A 15,579-nucleotide genomic window follows, 5' to 3' on the forward strand; every position below is an offset into this window, starting at 1 on the left:
ACGCCCTTTGCATTTTCGACTTGATCTTTCTTCCACGATCCTGTCAACCTTGTTGCACAAAGTGCTGTTTTAGCGGTGCTTTTGTGCAACTCAGTGAGACTGGAACGGAGGGAAACTGCCGAGTCGATGACCGAAAAAGCGAAAGCCCCCGGCGGCGGCAACCGACGAGGGCTCTCCGGCTCTGAACGACGAATCGCTCACAAGCTCAACAGAACTTCAGTGTAGCGAATCGGAAAGCAGGGTCAACGTCAAACCTCGTTTGGCGATGGCTTCGCTCGGCGTTTTTTACGCAAAAATGCACAATTCAGCAGCACTGGCGCCTCCGCCCGCGCGATCGCGGCCGAACGCCGACGACCAGATTCGAATCTGGATCGATCACCCGGATCTCGGTTCCGACGAAATTGCGGTTCTCATCGGATTGAGCAGATTCGCCGATTTCCACACAGGAGTGGCTTGGCCCTCCAGCGAGCGGTTGCGCCAGAACCTCGGGAAGAATGGGCAAGCGTGGTCGAAGAAGCGCTTGCAGGCAGCCATCGACTATCTGGTCGCCCACGGCCACCTGCAGGTCGCAACGAGACGGTCTGCGACCGGGCGAAATGGCGGCCGGATCTTCCGTATTGTCGCCGAGCGCTATGGTGACGGGGAACTGCCAGAGTTCCGAACCGGAACCGTGGATGCCGCCCAGGGTTCCGCTGCGGCCCTACCCAGAGTTCCGGATCGGAACCCAGAACTAGACTCAAGAAAACATACTCTCTCTCACCAGGCTCAAAATTGCGAAGAGGAAAAGACCGGCTCGGTCGTCACGCTGATAACGACCGATTGGAATCCATCTGACGAGACCGTAGACCTGGTAAAAACCTGCCGTCCCGATCTGGACCAAACCGCTTTTCTGGCTCGGTTTCGTCTCAAGAACGTCGGCAAGGGCCTTGTAGAACCGGATAAGACCTACCGCGCTTGGGCCGCCGCAGAGAGACATTGCAAGTCCGGCCCGACGGCGAGAGGAACCGACGATCCACGCAAGGCGACTTCATTGGTGCCTTCACGTCGATCGCTGACCATGCACACCGACCCTCTGGTCCGAGAGATCGCGGGTAGGCCGGCGACGGATTGGCTGGCTGACGCGAAGCGTCTCGTTCGCGAGATGCAATTGGACATCCGCGCATTTGATCTCGCGAACGACCCGGTGAGGCTAGCGTGCGAGCTTCGCAAGGCTGGACTGAGATGAAGCAGGCGCTTGGTCATGACTCTTGATGCGTTTCAGGCACTTACATCGTTCTCTGCGGAGAACTGAGTCGCTCTGAGCGGGATCAGAGAAAGCCAGGTACGCCCGAGTTCCGTCAGCCAAGCAATACCTACCCAATCAGTCGAATGACCTCAGCAACCCGACCTTTCTCCCTTACACCCTTCCACCGACAACTCCCTTTGCCCACAAGGCGGTCCAGGAACCTGAGGGCGGGTGGTCGTGTCACCCCGGCATCTAGCGCGAGCTGGGCAGCCGTTGTGACGGGTCTCGCGCAGAGACCGTCGATCATGGCCGTCCGGGAGCGGTCCCGTGTACCGCCGGCGTCGAGTTCGAGCTGAACGAGGGCATGTGCAATTCGGATCACTTCCAAGCGGGTCAACTCGGCGGACTGGGTGCAAATCCGCGCCATCCAGGCCAGCGCATTATCGGCTCTATCTGTCTGGGGGTAGGGCAGGGCGCGCAGGGCAGCGGCTGTGCTGAGAGCGCTATCCTGCGTCCATCCCATCCTCCATGCCGCCCATGACAGCGCGACAGCCGCAAACATCCGCTGCGGGTCGGTGTCGTGCAAGGATTCGACCTGTCGCAGCCAGACTGGGTCGTCACCGGTAAGGGAGGACGCCGTATCGGCAATCGCGCCGGTGAGGTCTGTTTCGGGAAGGTCCGCCCCGACGACGGAGTGCCACACTTCGTAGAGACGGGCCAGCACGGGTCCCTGGGCACTGACGATGGCTTCAATCTCCGCGACTAACCGACGGATCGCCAGCGCTCGGGGATCAAAGTCTCGATCGGCCGGCCATTCGGTAATGTCGCGATCGAGGTGTAGGAAGGCTGTTTCCAGGGACGGTGTGTTGGGGTCGTCGAGGGCCCGTAAGGCTCTCAAGGCACGAAGGCCGGTACCGATCGGGCCGACGATGCGCGAGTGGGTGCGTTCCAGGTCGGCCAGGAGGAGGGTGTCGGCGTGGACCATCTCGCCATTCAGGCGGGTGAGGGCGACCGCTTCGTGGATCCGCAGCAGGGGACGACGTCGCTGAGCTGGGATTCGCAGGGCTGCGCGCTCCAGGTCGAGCATGGCCCGGGTAACACCGTCCGTGGCGGCCAAGACCACACGGGTGTCGGCGAGGGCATCGAGCCGGGCTAGAACCGGGTCGCGCTCGCCCTCCAGGTCGGCAGCAAAGGCATCCAGGGATGCTATAATGTCAGAGGTTTCCATGGGGCGCGTAACGATAGCATCCCTTAACTATGCGTCTAAGGGGTATCTGTTGTTACTAACGATAATTTTCCTTATCGATATCAATGGAAAACCCGCTAGAATCCGGCTCAGACGACCCGCACGGCCACAAAACCGGGAGCGCTGACGATGAGTGACGCTGAGGGTGACACTGAGAGTGACGCTGGGCCGACGACGCTTCCCGCCCCGACGGCACCAGGCGTCGTCGAGCTCGACCCGTCCCTCGACCGGGCGCTGATCGCCAATCTCGGCGATGCCGGCCGCAACAACGACGCGGCCTTGAGCGAAAACACCCGGCGCAGCTACGAGACCGGCTGGCGGCAATACTGCGCCTGGTGCCGGCCGCGCTACCTGACCCCGCTCACCGAACACCCCGAGCAGATCGCGACATTTTTAGCGTCGCTGGTGCCGTCGGGGGATGCGGCGGCGCGCAAGAAGCTGTCGACGGTCAAACTGCGGTTGGCGGCGCTGAAGCACTTCTTCCGCGAGGCGGGGCAGGGGCTCGACTGGAAACACCCGGCGATCCGCAACCAGCTGAAGGGCCTGGCCCGCAACAACCCGGTCCTGGTGCGTCAGGAGCCCGTGCAGGCGCTGGGCATCGAGGATCTGACGACGATCGTGGCGGCCATTGATACGACTTGGCTGCGCGGCCTGCGCGACCGGGCGCTGATCCTGGTCGGTTATGCCGGGGCGCTGCGCCGAAGCGAACTGGTCGCGATAGACGCGGATCACCTGCAGGCGGTCGACGGCGGATATGAGATCTGGTTGGGAACCACGAAGACGGACGAGGGCGATCGCGACAACGTCTGTGTGATCGCAGAGACGGGTACGAGCCTGTGTCCGGTTCGGGCGGTGAACGACTGGATGGAGCGGGCCGGCGTATCGGAGGGTCCGGTCTTCCGGGCGTTCGATCCGCTGGGCGGCCTCAAACATACGGCCCTGACAGCGCAGAGTGTACGGCTGATCCTGAAGGAGCGGGCAGGGGAGGTGGGTCTCGATGTCCGGAGCACCTACCGGGGCGGCAAGACCATCACAGCACCAATACGCTGGGGCGGCCACAGCCTGCGCCGGGGCATGGCGACGGCCGTGGCGGAGGCGACCGACGGGGATGTCACTGCCGTGCAGCGCGCCGGGCGCTGGAAGACGCCGGTGACGGCTCTGCGGTATGTGGAAGAGACCCGGCGGGTCGATCGAAGCGCCTCCGCTTTGGTGATGGGCGGTAAGCGAAAGACATCTGACTAGCCGTTTGTATGGGTGATGGCGGAGAGAGGGCACCGGCGTTGGTCCGACGAGGGGTTTCCGTACCGGAATCCCAGGGCTGGGTCGTCATGGTGTTTCACGAAGTCAGTGCCTCCAGCACGGGACAATCGGGCAGCTCGTCGCCGGAACATTGTGCTGCTGTGTCGGCCAGCACTCGCTCGATGCGCTTGAGATCAGCGATCTTCTCACGCACATCAGCAAGATGCCGTTCCGTGCGCTCCTTCACTTCGGCGCAAGTCTGCGTACCGCGATCGACGAGGGAGAGCAGCCCGCGGATATCGTCGAGCGAGAAGCCCAACTCACGCGCCCGCAAAATGAACCGCAACCGCTCCACATGGCGGTCATCGTAGACGCGATAACCCGCTTCCGTGCGCGGCGGCTCCGGCATCATGCCGATCGTCTCGTAGTAGCGGATGGTCTCCAGGTTGCAGCCGGTCCGGCGCGCCAGCGCGGCCCTGCGCAATCCCTTCCCTGACGTGTCGTTTCTCATCTTTTCTGCAATAGCCCCTTGAGCCTGTAGTTACTACAGACCCTACCTTGAATGAACAACAAGATCGAGGACAGAACGACATGCATGAGGTGCAGACCGGCTCCGAGGTCCACCAAACCCCGGAAAATGCCGGTGACAACAGAAAGCGCTGGTATGCCGCCGGCGGGCTGATCGGCGCGGTGCTGGCATCGTCCTGCTGCATCGCGCCGCTGGTGTTGCTGACGCTTGGCGTCTCGGGCGCGTGGATCGGCAATCTGACCGCGCTGGAGCCTTACAAGCCCTACTTCGCTGCGATGACCCTCGTCTTCATCGGGCTCGGCTTCTACCAAATGTATGTGAAGCCGAAAAAGGCGTGTGCGGACGGCGGTTACTGCGCGCGGCCGCAGGCCTCAATCATCACCCAAACGGCCCTCTGGATCGGGACGGCGCTGCTCGTTCTGGCGCTGACGATCAACTGGTGGGCGCCGCTGTTTTATTAGGAGACGAACATATGAAACGACCCCTCATCACAGCCGCGGCGGCAGCCATCCTGCCCATTGGCGCCGCGCTTTTCCTGGTGCCGCAGTCGCAGGTAAACGCGCAGTCGACAACCGCAGCGACGGAAACCGCCACGGAAACCTTCACCATAGAGAAAATGACCTGCGCCATGTGCCCGATCACCGTGCGCAAGGCCATGGAAGGGGTCGAGGGGGTGCGCTCCGTCGAAGTGGACTTCGAAGCCAAGACGGCCACGGCCGTGTTCGACCCGAGCACCACGTCCACGGCGGATATCGCCGCTGCGTCGACGAATGCGGGATATCCCGCCCAGCCGAAATCGTGAGGGCGGGCATATGAAAGACGCCACGCTCATCAAGACCGGTGTCATCGGCACCGTCATCGCCGCTATCTGCTGCTTCACGCCGGTGCTGGTCATCGGGCTGGGCGTGGTCGGGCTGTCGGCTTGGCTCGGCTGGCTCGACTATGTGCTGCTGCCCGCGCTGGCGGTTTTTGTCGGCATCACGGCCTACGGCCTTTGGCGGCGGCAACGGGCTGCCGCCTGCTGCACGACTGATACCAATGCAATACAGGAGAACACCTGACATGACTGACTGCTGCACGCCGCCGTCAGACGGACGCTACGACCTCGCCGTTGTGGGTGCTGGCTCCGCGGGATTCTCCGCCGCCATCACCGCGGCCGAACAGGGAGCGAATGTGGCGCTGATCGGCCACGGCACCATCGGCGGCACTTGCGTCAATGTCGGCTGCGTCCCATCGAAGACAATGATCCGCGCCGCCGAGGCGCTGCATGGCGCGCGCGCTGCGAGCCGCTTTCCCGGCCTCGCCGGAGAGGCCCAGGTGGCGGACTGGCAAGCTCTTGTGAGCGCCAAGGATGAACTGGTGACGAGCCTCCGTCAGGGCAAGTACATCGACCTGCTGTCCGCCTGGCCGGGCATTTCCTATCTCGACGGTGCCGCACGCCTGACCACAGACGGCATCGCCGTGAACGGACAGGTGATGCCGGTAGGCAAGGCCATCATCACGACCGGCGCCGCGCCGGCAACGCCGGACATCCCCGGCATCGACGACGTGCCGTGGCTGTCCAGCACCACCGCACTGGAACTGACCGAGCTTCCCCGCTCTCTGATCGTGGTCGGTGGCGGCTACATCGGCTGCGAGCTTGCCCAGATGTTCGCACGGATGGGCGCAGAGGTGACGCTGGTGACCCGATCGCGTCTGCTGCCCGAGGCCGAGCCGGAAGTCTCGGACGCCCTGACCGGGTACCTGCGCGACGAGGGCCTGGCCGTGCGTGATAGCCTCGCCTATCGGCGGATCGTGCAAGCAAATGGCGCGGTTGCCCTGACCGTGGAAGTCGACGGCCGGGAGGAAACGCTGACGGCAGACCGGGTGCTCGTAACGACTGGGCGGTCGCCCAACACGCACGGGCTCGATCTTCAAGAAAACGGCATCCAGCTCGCCAACAACGGTGGCGTCGCGATCGATGAGCGGATGCGTACTTCCAAGGCCGGTCTCTACGCCGCCGGCGACGTGACCGGGCGCGACCAGTTCGTCTACATGGCCGCCTACGGCGCCAAGCTCGCCGCACTCAACGCGCTGAACGGCGACAGCCTCGTCTACGACAACACCGCCATGCCCTGGGTGGTCTTCACCGACCCTCAGGTGGCGGGCGTGGGTCTGAGCGAAGCCGCTGCCAATGCAGCGGGCTACGCCGTCAAGACCTCGATCCTGCCGCTTGACCAGGTGCCCCGGGCGCTTTCGGCGCGCGATACGCGCGGGCTCGTTAAGCTGGTCGCGGACGCCGGCACGGACCGGCTGCTGGGCGGCCAGATCCTCGCGCCTGAAGGCGTCGACAGCATCCAGACGCTGGCCCTCGCCCTCAAGACCGGCATGACGGCGAAGGCGCTCGGTGAGACGATTTTCCCCTATTTGACGACCGTCGAAGCGCTGAAACTCGCCGCCCAGACTTTCGACAAGGACGTGGCGATGCTGTCCTGCTGTGCGGGATAGACCCATCTCGGAGGCCGCGACACCTTGCGCCTCGACAGTCCACAGCCCCCACCGTATAAAGACCTATGCTCTCGCGAAACCGGATCTTTACCCTCGCAGTGCTCGCCCTCTTTGCGGCGGGGGTCATTGTGCATTCTGCGGGCGCGACATCCATGTCGCTCAAGATGGCCTTGGGCGACGCCGGCATAACCGATATGGCGGACTGTCAAGGCTGCGGCACCGACATTGACGGCGAGGACAGCGGAACAACATGCGACATCGTCTGCACGGTCTCGTTCGCTGCGAGCCTGGGCCAGATCGACATGTTCAGCCCCCACTTTGCGCACGTGGCCAAGCCATTGCTGGTTGAACGCTTGGTGGGCCAGACCGGTCTGCCGGAGCCTTACCCTCCCCGAACCCTCATCTGATCGGACGCGGGTCGAGGTACGCCTCGATCGCTGCGTCGGAACGCGATTGCCCGGCCCTTGCGCCGGCCGCCGCTGCTGACCCCATGCTCGGATCGAGAACCGTGCTGGTGCCGCAATCCCGACATCAGATGAGGCCACGACAATGTCCCCAATCCACAACCTGCCGCTGTCACGGCGACGCCTGCTGACAGCACTCGCCGCCGGCACGGCGAGTCTGGCGATGCTGCGCCTTATGTCGAATCCCGCGCGCGCCGCTGGGAGGAAGAATTTCTCGCTGCGCGCGGCCCCCGGCCGGGCACGTCTCGTGCCCGAGCCACACGGCGAGACGCCGGCCTGGTGCTATAACGACGCCGTCCCCGGCCCGGAACTCCGCGTGCGCCAGGGCGAGCGCCTCCGCGTAACGGTCGAGAATGCTCTGGCCGAGGAGACCACCGTCCACTGGCACGGGCTGCGCGTGCCGAACGCAATGGACGGCGTGCCGCATCTTACCCAGCGGCCGATCGGCGTCGGGGAGACCTTCGTCTACGAGTTCGACGCGGTCGATGCCGGGACGTTCTGGTATCACCCGCACCAGCGGAGCTTCGAGCAAGTCGGGCGCGGTCTCTACGGTCCCCTGATCATAGAGGAGGCGGACCCCCCCCGGGTTGACCGCGAGGTGACCTGGGTCCTGGACGATTGGCGGCTGACGCAGTCCGCCGAGATCGGCGAGGATTTCGGCAACCGTCACGACATGAGCCATGGCGGACGGATCGGCAATACAGCGACCATCAACGGCCGCGTTCCGGAGGAATTCGCGGTGCGGCGCGGCGAGCGGGTTAGGTTGCGGCTCGTCAACGCCGCGAACGCTCGCATTTTCGGTCTCGATTTCCAGGATCACGCGCCCACGGTCATTGCCCTCGACGGCCAGCCGGTCACCCCGCACGAACCGGCAGGCGGTCTTGTCGTTCTCGGACCGGCGATGCGCGCCGATCTTATCCTCGACATGACTGCAGAGCCGGGCAGCCGGGTGCAGGTCATCGACAGATTCTATCAGGACCTCGAATACCGGCTAATCGACCTCGCCTATGACGACGCGCCGCTCAGGGACAGCGCACCCAATTGGTCCGTCGCCCTGCCGGCCAACCCCCTGCCGGAGCCCGATCCCGCAACGGTCCGCCGGCATGAGATCGTTTTCAACGGCGGCATGATGGGCGACATGGTGATGCGCGAGATGGGCGGCAGCATGGGAGAAGGCGGTTCGAGCGGCATGATGGGCATGATGCACGGCGACGGCATCTGGTTCATCAACGGCAAGGCCGCAGAGGGGCACGTCCTCGACCCGATGCTGACGCTCGAACGCGACAGAAGCCACGTGATCGCGATGACCAACGCGACCGCCTGGCATCATCCGATCCATCTGCATGGTCATTCGTTCCGTGTCATTTCGCGCAACGGCGCGCCGACGATACACCGCGAATGGCAGGACACCGTCCTGATGGCGCCGCGCGAGCGGGTCGAGATCACCTTCGTCGCCGACAACCCCGGCGACTGGATGTTCCATTGCCACATTCTCGAACACCAGGCGGGCGGAATGATGGGCGTCATCCGCGTCGCCTGACACGACTTGGAAGGAATAAACCATGCGCAAGTCTATCATCGCCGTTTTAGCCGCCTCTGTATTGGGCGTCGCCGGCTATCTCACGCTCGACACCGCCGTGCAGGCCGAAGAGGTGACCCTCTACAAGAACCCGCAGTGCGGCTGCTGCGAAGGCTATGCCGACTACCTGCGGGAAAACGGCTTCGACGTCACCGTCGAGCCGACCCACGAACTCGTGCCCATGAGCCGCTCGTCCGGGATTCCAGACGGCTTCCAGGGCTGCCATCTCGCCTTCATCGACGACTATGTGGTCAGCGGCCACGTGCCTGTTGCGACTATTGACCGCCTGCTCGCCGAGCGGCCGGGTATCAAGGGAATCACGCTACCCGGCATGCCGCAGGGCTCGCCCGGCATGAGCGGGGTCAAGACCGGCGCCTTCGAGATCTACGCCATCGGCGACGGCGCCCCGCACCTCTACGCGACCAAGTAAGGAAAAGACATGAACAACGCACCGACCGGTATGGGCATGGGCGGCCAGATGATGGACGCCATGGGCGGAATGATGATGTGGGGCATGGGCCTTTTCTGGCTGCTCGTGATTGTCGTACTCGTCCTCGGAGTCGCAGCTCTTATAAAACACCTCTTCCGAGGCGAACGTTGAAGGCGCGGATCGCTTTCGGCGTTGTGTCGCTGCTCGGCGGAGGCGCTGCGGCCAGCCTGCTCTGGGTCGAACTTGACCGGAACGGTTCGACGGGGCCGTCCGCAGAACGCCTGGAACGCGGACAAGCAATTTACGCAGAGAACTGTGCCTCCTGCCATGGCGCAGAACTGGAAGGTCAGCCGAACTGGCGGCGCCGCCTGCCGACCGGTCGCATGCCGGCACCGCCCCATGATGCATCCGGGCACACGTGGCATCACCCCGACGACATGCTGTTCCGCATCACCAAGGAAGGGCCTGCCGCTGTTGTCGGCGGCAGCTATGAGAGCGACATGCCGGGCTTCGGCGGCGTGCTCTCCGACGACGAGATTCTCGCTGTCCTGGCCTTCATCGAGAGTACTTGGCCCGAGCGCGAGCGAACGCATCAGGCCGAGATCAGCCGTCGGGAAAAGGAGGGCAATCGATGAAGGTCGCGATTGCACTCGGATTTGTACTCGGGCTCATTTTCCCATCGGTAACGGCAGCGTCCGAACCGACTGCCGTCCCACTCCACGACACGCCGCGGCCTCTCTCTCAAATTTCGTTCACTAACGAACGCGGCGATATGCTCACGCTCGACCGTTGGCGGGGAAAGATCGTCCTTCTGAACGTCTGGGCGACGTGGTGCGGTCCTTGCCGTGAAGAGATGCCAACACTGGACCGGCTCCAGGAGACGCTCGGAGGGGAGCATTTCGATGTCGTGGCGCTGTCGATAGACCGCGCCGGTGCCGGCGTCGTGCGCCGGTTCTTCGACGAGATCGGTATCACCCATCTGGACATCTTCATCGACGAGACGATGAAGGCATCGCGCGATCTGAAGATTCTCGGCCTTCCAGGGACACTTCTCATCGGACCGAATCGCCAGGAGCTCGGTCGGCTGATCGGGCCAGCAGAATGGGACACACCGGCGATGATCGCCTTATTCAAAGCTGTGATCGCCAAATACACCGAAAAGGAACCCAACCAATGATCACAGACCGAAATGCCGCAGAACCTGCCCCACGTCTGCCTTTATCACTCTGGCTGCCTTGGCTATCAAGATGGCGGATTGTCCTTTTTCTGGCCCTCGGGACCGTGGGCGCGGGATTGGCACTCAACTGGGACTGGCTGACTGCCGTGGGTGCCGCACCAATTTTACTCAGCCTTGCGCCTTGTGCCGCGATGTGCGCCCTCGGCCTGTGCATGCGTGGCGGCGGTGCAAGGTCCTGCGCCACCCACGGCAAGGCGGACGCAGCGTCACAATCGCTTCATCGACAAGAGTGACGCGGCCAATAGGTATCACCGGCCGGCCAGATATTCCGGAGAGACAACATGTATTTCGCACGATTTGCCGCATTGGCAATTGCAACGGTCACCTTCGCCGTGCCGGCAATGGCGCATCATCCCGGTGCCGATCTCGACAAGTTCATGGGCAGCAAGGAGCAGTTCTTTCAGGCCATCGACAGCCCGGCACCACCGTTCAAACTGGCCGATGCCGATGGAAATACCGTCCGTCTGTCAGACTTCGCCGACAAGATCGTCGTGCTCAACTTCGTCTTCGCCGGCTGCACCGATGTCTGCCCGCTCCATTCCGCACTAATCGCGGATGTCCAGTCCAAAATCAACGGCACACCAATGGAGGACATGGTCCAATTCATAACCGTGACGACCGATCCTGAAGTCGACACGCCGGACATTCTGCGGCGCTATGGCGAGGCACATGGCCTCGATCCCCGCAACTGGATGTTTCTTACCCGACGCCCCGGCGATCCCGAGGATGCGACGCGCGCTCTATCGGAGACCTATAACGTCAAGTTCGAGCCGCTCGATGACGGGCAGCAGATGCACGGGGTGGCCACCCACGTGATCGACAGAGGCGGGCGTTTCGCAGCAAAATTCCACGGGCTGCGGTTCGGGCCGTTGAACCTCGTGCTTTACATCAACGGGCTCACCAATGCCCCCGACCGCCCCGCGAAGCCGGGGGCGCCTGACTGGTGGGAGAACCTCAAGGGGTTGTTTCAATGACAGGCGCCCATCGGGACATGGACCCTATGCGCGGTGAAGGCGCGGTCGGATGGCTTTCGGCGCTGCGCCGCTATATTACCTTTGTCGCCTTCGCGAACCTGATCTGGGAATTCGCACATATGCCACTCTATACGCTGTGGGAAACAGGGTCGGCAGGGGAGATCATCTTCGCAGCCATCCATTGCACTGGTGGCGATATCCTCATCGCGCTCAGCGCCGTCATGCTGTCCCTGTTCCTTTTCGGCGACGGAGCGTGGCCCACGGAACGCAAGGTTCCTGTATTTGCGGGCACCGTCGTCTTTGGGCTTGCTTATACGATTTTCAGCGAATGGCTGAACATCGAGATACGGGAAGCCTGGGCCTATCGCGAACTGATGCCCGTAATCCCGATTCTGGACGTCGGACTCAGCCCGGTCCTGCAATGGATCATCGTCCCGCTCGCCGGTTTCAGTCTTGCCAGGGCGCTCCCAACGGTGCGTCGAAAGCCAGTGATCGTCGATGCTTGATCTGTCTGGGATCGGCCTGATCGCCGCGTTTCTGGCTGGCGCCGTATCGTTCGTCTCGCCCTGCGTGCTGCCGTTGGTGCCGGGCTACGTCTCCTATGTCGCCGGGCATACGACGAGCACCGTGTACATCGAGCCGTCCGACCATCGACGGCAGGCAATCAGCATGGGCCTCTACTTCGTCGTCGGGTTCTCCACAATCTTCATGGCTCTGGGCGCAAGCGCGACTGCGCTCGGCCAGATGCTGCTGAGCTACCGGTATGAGCTCAATCTCGTGGGCGGTGCGATCGTGATCTTGTTCGGTCTGTTCATGATCGGCATGGCAAAAATCACGGTGATGCAACGAGAGTTCCGGTTCCACCTGTCCGTTCCGGGTGGACGGCCGCTTTCTGCCTATGTCCTCGGCATTGCCTTCGGATTCGGCTGGACGCCCTGTATTGGGCCGATTCTCGGCGCCATCCTGACGGCCAGCGCCGCATCCGCGACCGTCGCGGAAGGCGTCGCCCTGCTCGCCATCTATTCCGCCGGACTGGGTATCCCGTTTCTGTTCGCCGCCGCTTTCACCGACCGCCTCGCAAGGCGCTTGCGCACCATTGGACGCGTCGGCCGCCGGCTCCAACAAATCGCAGGGGGCGTTATGGTCGCGATGGGGATCACCATGATGACCGGTCAACTCTCGACATTCTCATACTGGCTGCTCGACGCATTCCCACTGCTTGGGCGTATCGGATAACGCCGCACAAGCCCAACAGAAGGGTGGTGCCCCCACCGGTACATTCCCTGCCATCTAATGCCGCCGTCTGAGGCGCTTTGCCTGCTGCTTTCACTATCGAATCGAACATTGACCCTGCACCATAGTACGGGGTTTCCGTACCGGATTCCCCCAAAGTACCGGGGACTGTTCCAAACGTGGGGGTCGGACGGACTTGTGGGTTCTCGCGATCGGTCAGATGTGAGGGATCCATGGATCGGCCGAGACGGGAGTGTTGGATGAGTTGGAAGCTCGAACTGGTGGAAGTCGGTCCGACTTCCGGGTCTCGCCGCCTGGAAGTTGGTTGGCTTGGCGAGATCCATGCTCCGGCCAGCGTCGACGATATCGGCCTCAATCATGCCATGGCGCATCAGCTTCTCGCTGATCTCCAGCGTGCTGTGGTTGAGCTCCAGGAGGCACGCCTGCGGGAGTATGTCGACGGTCAGAGCGCGTACCTGGTCGACTACGCTCAACGCCAGCGGGCCGGAAAGCCGGTCGGCACGTCGATCTCCGAGGGCTTGGCAAACGCTTTGGTGAACCGCCGGATGAACAAGCTGCAGCAAATGCGATGGTCGGCCGCCGGTGCCCACGCGGTCGTTACCATGCGTCTCAATGCTATGAACGCAGCGACCAGAAGAGGTGTCGTCGCGACTGCCGCCACTGCGTGACCCCACGTTTGGAACAGTCCCCGGTACTTTGGGGGAATCCGGTACGGAAACCCCTGAACGGTCGATCCGAGGGATCGCCGTCGGGCGGAAGAACTACCTCTTCATGGGCTCCGAGGGCGGCGGCAAGGCCGGGGCCATCGCCTACACCCTCATCGAGACCGCCAAGCTAAACGGCGTCGACCCGCAGGCCTGGCTCACCGACGTGCTCGGCCGGATCGCCGAGCACAAGATCAACTGGCTCGATGAGTTGTTGCCCTGGACCTACGCTCAGCACTGCTGAGCGTACCGGCGATCGTCAGACCTGGTCAGATGGGCTTGGCCAGACGCTCACGATCGGGCGTCGCCCCATGACGGTCATTGGAAGCGCTAGTCGCTAAGCTCCACAGTCGGGCAAGCGCGCAATTCTGTTCCTCTGGGGTTGCAGAAATCCGCCCTAGATAGAGATCAATCTCCGCTGAGGATCGCCGCGACGTCGGTCCTCCAGAGGTGGTCCCTGAAATCCTGACAGGCCCCTGTGCATTATTGGGACATAGATTCACGGTAGGAACCTGCTGGACGGTACCAACGCGGTCGGGCAACAAGCGACGCCATCCGGGACGTCCCTGAGGCAGGTCATTGCTTCTGAAACCAGACGCTGCAGGTGGCCGACGTCACCGCGACCTATCATACCGGCACGTCGCGACCGGAGCAGAATTTCGCGCATGCGGCGACAACTGCGGAAGCATCTTCACCAGCGCCCATCACGAAGGCTGAAGCACGATTTCGCTGCCACGGACGTCCTAGATGAAAAAGGCCCGGTACGGGAGAAAGGCTGCCTTCTTGCAGAATGCTTCCGTTGGAACGGGTACTGCCTGGAATCTGGAGCCATGCGCTATCGTCTCGATATCCGATGCACCAGATGACGGAATCGATCACCCGTTTCGATCCATCGGCAAAGAATGCGAGGCGGTCTTGTGAAGAGACTAAGCGTTTCGCGACGGCTACGCCCCTTCGTTCCAAGTCGTCAAGGCTCCGATCCCTGTCAGGAAAGGGGTCCGCGCGCCGCATCACGCGTCCTATCGTCGATTCGGGCCTTGCTCTCATCAAGCCCAATGTGTGCAGCCACCACCATGTACTCTGGCCCAGAATGCGCTCGGGAAACAGACGGCGGCTGCGTCCAGCCGCAAGCACCACTTCATGGGTCAAAGCCAGCTCGGCTGCGATGTCGCGTCCGCTTGCTCCATCTCCGACAATAAGGACCATGCCAAGCGGGAGATCACTGGGATTGTGATAACTTTCCGGTGTTAGTTGCTTGACTGCGCTGTCGAAGCCGGCAGCAATCGTTGGGATTATCGGTTTCTGAAACGCACCCGTCGCGACGATCACTGCCTTCGCTACTATGTACCTGCCATCGTCGAGTTGCGCGGCGAACCGCTCATCGGCCCGGCGTTCGAGCCGAGCCACACCATTTCCGGAATGCACCGGTAGGTCGAAATGGCTGGCGTAGGTTTCGAGATAATTCGCAAACTCGTCTCGCGTTGGATAGCCTTCTGGGTCCCCATCGAGCGCAAGACCAGGCAGCGAACTAAATGCGCGCGGAGTGAACAGGGTCAGGGAATCGTAGCGATGGCGCCAACTGTCGCCGACGCGGGCATGGCGATCGACGATTTGGAATGAAAGCTCTGGTCGGGCAAGATAATAGCCGGCTGCGAGTCCCGCTTGACCCGCGCCGATCACTAGAACGTCTATTTCCTCCGAACCATGGCTCACGGATAGCTGGCGAGGGCTTCTGTTCATGCAGCCTTTGCTTTGCCTTTTACCAGAATGCTCTCCATCAGCAAAAGCCCTACCCCACAGACAATCGCCACGTCGGCAAGATTGAAGGCGGGCCAATGATAGCTGCCGATGTAAAAATCCAGGAAATCCGTCACGGCACCCTGCCGGAGCCGGTCGAGCAGATTGCCGAGCGCCCCCCCAACCACGAGCCCGAGGGCGGATGCCGTCAGGCGGCTGTCGCTTCGATGGATCCAGATAAGGAGGCCGGCGACTATAGCGAGCGGGAACGCCATCAGGAGCCAAACCGGCGCCTGGCCGAACAATCCGAAGCTCACGCCGGTGTTAAAGCCGAGCACGAGATTAAAGAAGCCGGTGACGGGAATGACCTGAGGTGGATTCATAACATGGTCCATGACCCACCACTTCGTCGCCTGATCAATGAAAAACCCGCCAAGGGCGAGTGGAAGGCCGAGCCTGAGCATGTCCGAATGT

Annotated in this window: 21 protein-coding genes; 17 read left to right on the forward strand and 4 right to left on the reverse strand. The window is 62.6% G+C overall.

The features are described 5' to 3' along the window. The first annotated feature begins 265 nt into the window (after window positions 1-265). On the forward strand, window positions 266-1,225 hold the full coding sequence (locus BLS34_RS25660) for a hypothetical protein (protein ID WP_139189453.1): 960 nt from the start codon (window positions 266-268) through the stop codon (window positions 1,223-1,225). Between the two features lie 127 nt (window positions 1,226-1,352). Here BLS34_RS25660 and BLS34_RS23660 read toward each other — a convergent pair whose 3' ends face one another. Further along, window positions 1,353-2,453: a hypothetical protein gene (locus BLS34_RS23660; RefSeq protein WP_093154409.1), complete on the reverse strand. Its 1,101-nt coding sequence runs from the start codon at window positions 2,451-2,453 to the stop codon at window positions 1,353-1,355. Between the two features lie 147 nt (window positions 2,454-2,600). Here BLS34_RS23660 and BLS34_RS23665 point away from each other — a divergent pair, with 147 nt between their 5' ends. Next, complete coding sequence (locus BLS34_RS23665; protein ID WP_093154411.1) at window positions 2,601-3,713, forward strand: tyrosine-type recombinase/integrase; 1,113 nt, start codon at window positions 2,601-2,603, stop codon at window positions 3,711-3,713. A gap of 94 nt (window positions 3,714-3,807) precedes the next feature. Here the strand turns inward: BLS34_RS23665 and BLS34_RS23670 are convergent, their stop codons facing one another. Beyond that, the gene (locus BLS34_RS23670) at window positions 3,808-4,221 is read right to left on the reverse strand and encodes a MerR family transcriptional regulator (protein ID WP_028793073.1); all 414 of its coding nucleotides are present in this window, start codon (window positions 4,219-4,221) and stop codon (window positions 3,808-3,810) included. Between the two features lie 80 nt (window positions 4,222-4,301). Between BLS34_RS23670 and BLS34_RS23675 the strand changes: the two genes are divergently transcribed. The 15 genes from BLS34_RS23675 (at window position 4,302) to BLS34_RS23745 (ending at window position 13,612) form a co-directional block, all read left to right on the forward strand. Further along, on the forward strand, window positions 4,302-4,700 hold the full coding sequence (locus BLS34_RS23675) for a mercuric transporter MerT family protein (protein ID WP_028793072.1): 399 nt from the start codon (window positions 4,302-4,304) through the stop codon (window positions 4,698-4,700). Window positions 4,701-4,711: 11 nt separating this feature from the next. Beyond that, window positions 4,712-5,041 (forward strand): heavy-metal-associated domain-containing protein, encoded by a 330-nt coding sequence (locus BLS34_RS23680; protein ID WP_028793071.1) that lies wholly within the window; start codon window positions 4,712-4,714, stop codon window positions 5,039-5,041. A gap of 10 nt (window positions 5,042-5,051) precedes the next feature. Continuing rightward, a complete protein-coding gene (gene merF, locus BLS34_RS23685; protein WP_028793070.1) occupies window positions 5,052-5,300 on the forward strand; it encodes a mercury resistance system transport protein MerF in 249 nt (82 codons plus the stop codon). A 1-nt stretch (window position 5,301) separates the two neighbouring features. Then, window positions 5,302-6,726, forward strand: coding sequence for a mercury(II) reductase (gene merA / locus BLS34_RS23690; RefSeq protein ID WP_028793069.1), 1,425 nt, complete (start codon window positions 5,302-5,304; stop codon window positions 6,724-6,726). A gap of 152 nt (window positions 6,727-6,878) precedes the next feature. Beyond that, the gene (locus tag BLS34_RS23695) at window positions 6,879-7,133 is read left to right on the forward strand and encodes a hypothetical protein (protein WP_139189454.1); all 255 of its coding nucleotides are present in this window, start codon (window positions 6,879-6,881) and stop codon (window positions 7,131-7,133) included. Window positions 7,134-7,275: 142 nt separating this feature from the next. After that, window positions 7,276-8,730, forward strand: coding sequence for a multicopper oxidase family protein (locus tag BLS34_RS23700; protein WP_028793067.1), 1,455 nt, complete (start codon window positions 7,276-7,278; stop codon window positions 8,728-8,730). A 22-nt stretch (window positions 8,731-8,752) separates the two neighbouring features. Then, the gene (locus tag BLS34_RS23705) at window positions 8,753-9,199 is read left to right on the forward strand and encodes a DUF411 domain-containing protein (protein WP_028793066.1); all 447 of its coding nucleotides are present in this window, start codon (window positions 8,753-8,755) and stop codon (window positions 9,197-9,199) included. A 9-nt stretch (window positions 9,200-9,208) separates the two neighbouring features. Continuing rightward, window positions 9,209-9,370, forward strand: a complete 162-nt coding sequence (locus BLS34_RS26090; protein WP_156907194.1) for a hypothetical protein — start codon at window positions 9,209-9,211, stop codon at window positions 9,368-9,370. Further along, window positions 9,367-9,834: a c-type cytochrome gene (locus BLS34_RS23710; protein WP_028793065.1), complete on the forward strand. Its 468-nt coding sequence runs from the start codon at window positions 9,367-9,369 to the stop codon at window positions 9,832-9,834. The genes BLS34_RS26090 and BLS34_RS23710 overlap by 4 nt, the downstream gene beginning before the upstream one ends. After that, window positions 9,831-10,376 (forward strand): TlpA family protein disulfide reductase, encoded by a 546-nt coding sequence (locus BLS34_RS23715; RefSeq protein ID WP_028793064.1) that lies wholly within the window; start codon window positions 9,831-9,833, stop codon window positions 10,374-10,376. Before BLS34_RS23710 ends, BLS34_RS23715 begins: the two co-directional genes overlap by 4 nt. Window positions 10,377-10,717: 341 nt before the next feature. Further along, window positions 10,718-11,410, forward strand: a complete 693-nt coding sequence (locus BLS34_RS23725; protein ID WP_028793063.1) for an SCO family protein — start codon at window positions 10,718-10,720, stop codon at window positions 11,408-11,410. 26 nt (window positions 11,411-11,436) lie between these two features. Continuing rightward, a complete protein-coding gene (locus BLS34_RS23730) occupies window positions 11,437-11,916 on the forward strand; it encodes a hypothetical protein (protein WP_028793062.1) in 480 nt (159 codons plus the stop codon). Next, window positions 11,909-12,646, forward strand: coding sequence for a cytochrome c biogenesis CcdA family protein (locus BLS34_RS23735; RefSeq protein WP_028793061.1), 738 nt, complete (start codon window positions 11,909-11,911; stop codon window positions 12,644-12,646). Before BLS34_RS23730 ends, BLS34_RS23735 begins: the two co-directional genes overlap by 8 nt. A 257-nt stretch (window positions 12,647-12,903) precedes the next feature. Continuing rightward, window positions 12,904-13,332 carry a hypothetical protein gene (locus BLS34_RS23740; RefSeq protein ID WP_028793060.1) on the forward strand — a complete coding sequence of 143 codons (429 nt, stop codon included), beginning with the start codon at window positions 12,904-12,906 and terminating at the stop codon, window positions 13,330-13,332. A 103-nt stretch (window positions 13,333-13,435) separates the two neighbouring features. Then, window positions 13,436-13,612, forward strand: coding sequence for a transposase domain-containing protein (locus BLS34_RS23745; RefSeq protein ID WP_211228858.1), 177 nt, complete (start codon window positions 13,436-13,438; stop codon window positions 13,610-13,612). Between the two features lie 383 nt (window positions 13,613-13,995). Here the strand turns inward: BLS34_RS23745 and BLS34_RS23750 are convergent, their stop codons facing one another. Both BLS34_RS23750 and lspA read right to left on the reverse strand, forming a co-directional pair. Beyond that, window positions 13,996-15,108 carry a flavin-containing monooxygenase gene (locus BLS34_RS23750; RefSeq protein ID WP_024706425.1) on the reverse strand — a complete coding sequence of 371 codons (1,113 nt, stop codon included), beginning with the start codon at window positions 15,106-15,108 and terminating at the stop codon, window positions 13,996-13,998. Continuing rightward, window positions 15,105-15,569, reverse strand: a complete 465-nt coding sequence (gene lspA, locus BLS34_RS23755; RefSeq protein WP_009452631.1) for a signal peptidase II — start codon at window positions 15,567-15,569, stop codon at window positions 15,105-15,107. Before lspA ends, BLS34_RS23750 begins: the two co-directional genes overlap by 4 nt. Window positions 15,570-15,579 lie beyond the last annotated feature (10 nt).

It is taken from the genome of Thalassobaculum litoreum DSM 18839 (assembly GCF_900102465.1).
In the GTDB taxonomy this organism is placed as follows: Bacteria; Pseudomonadota; Alphaproteobacteria; order Thalassobaculales; family Thalassobaculaceae; genus Thalassobaculum; species Thalassobaculum litoreum.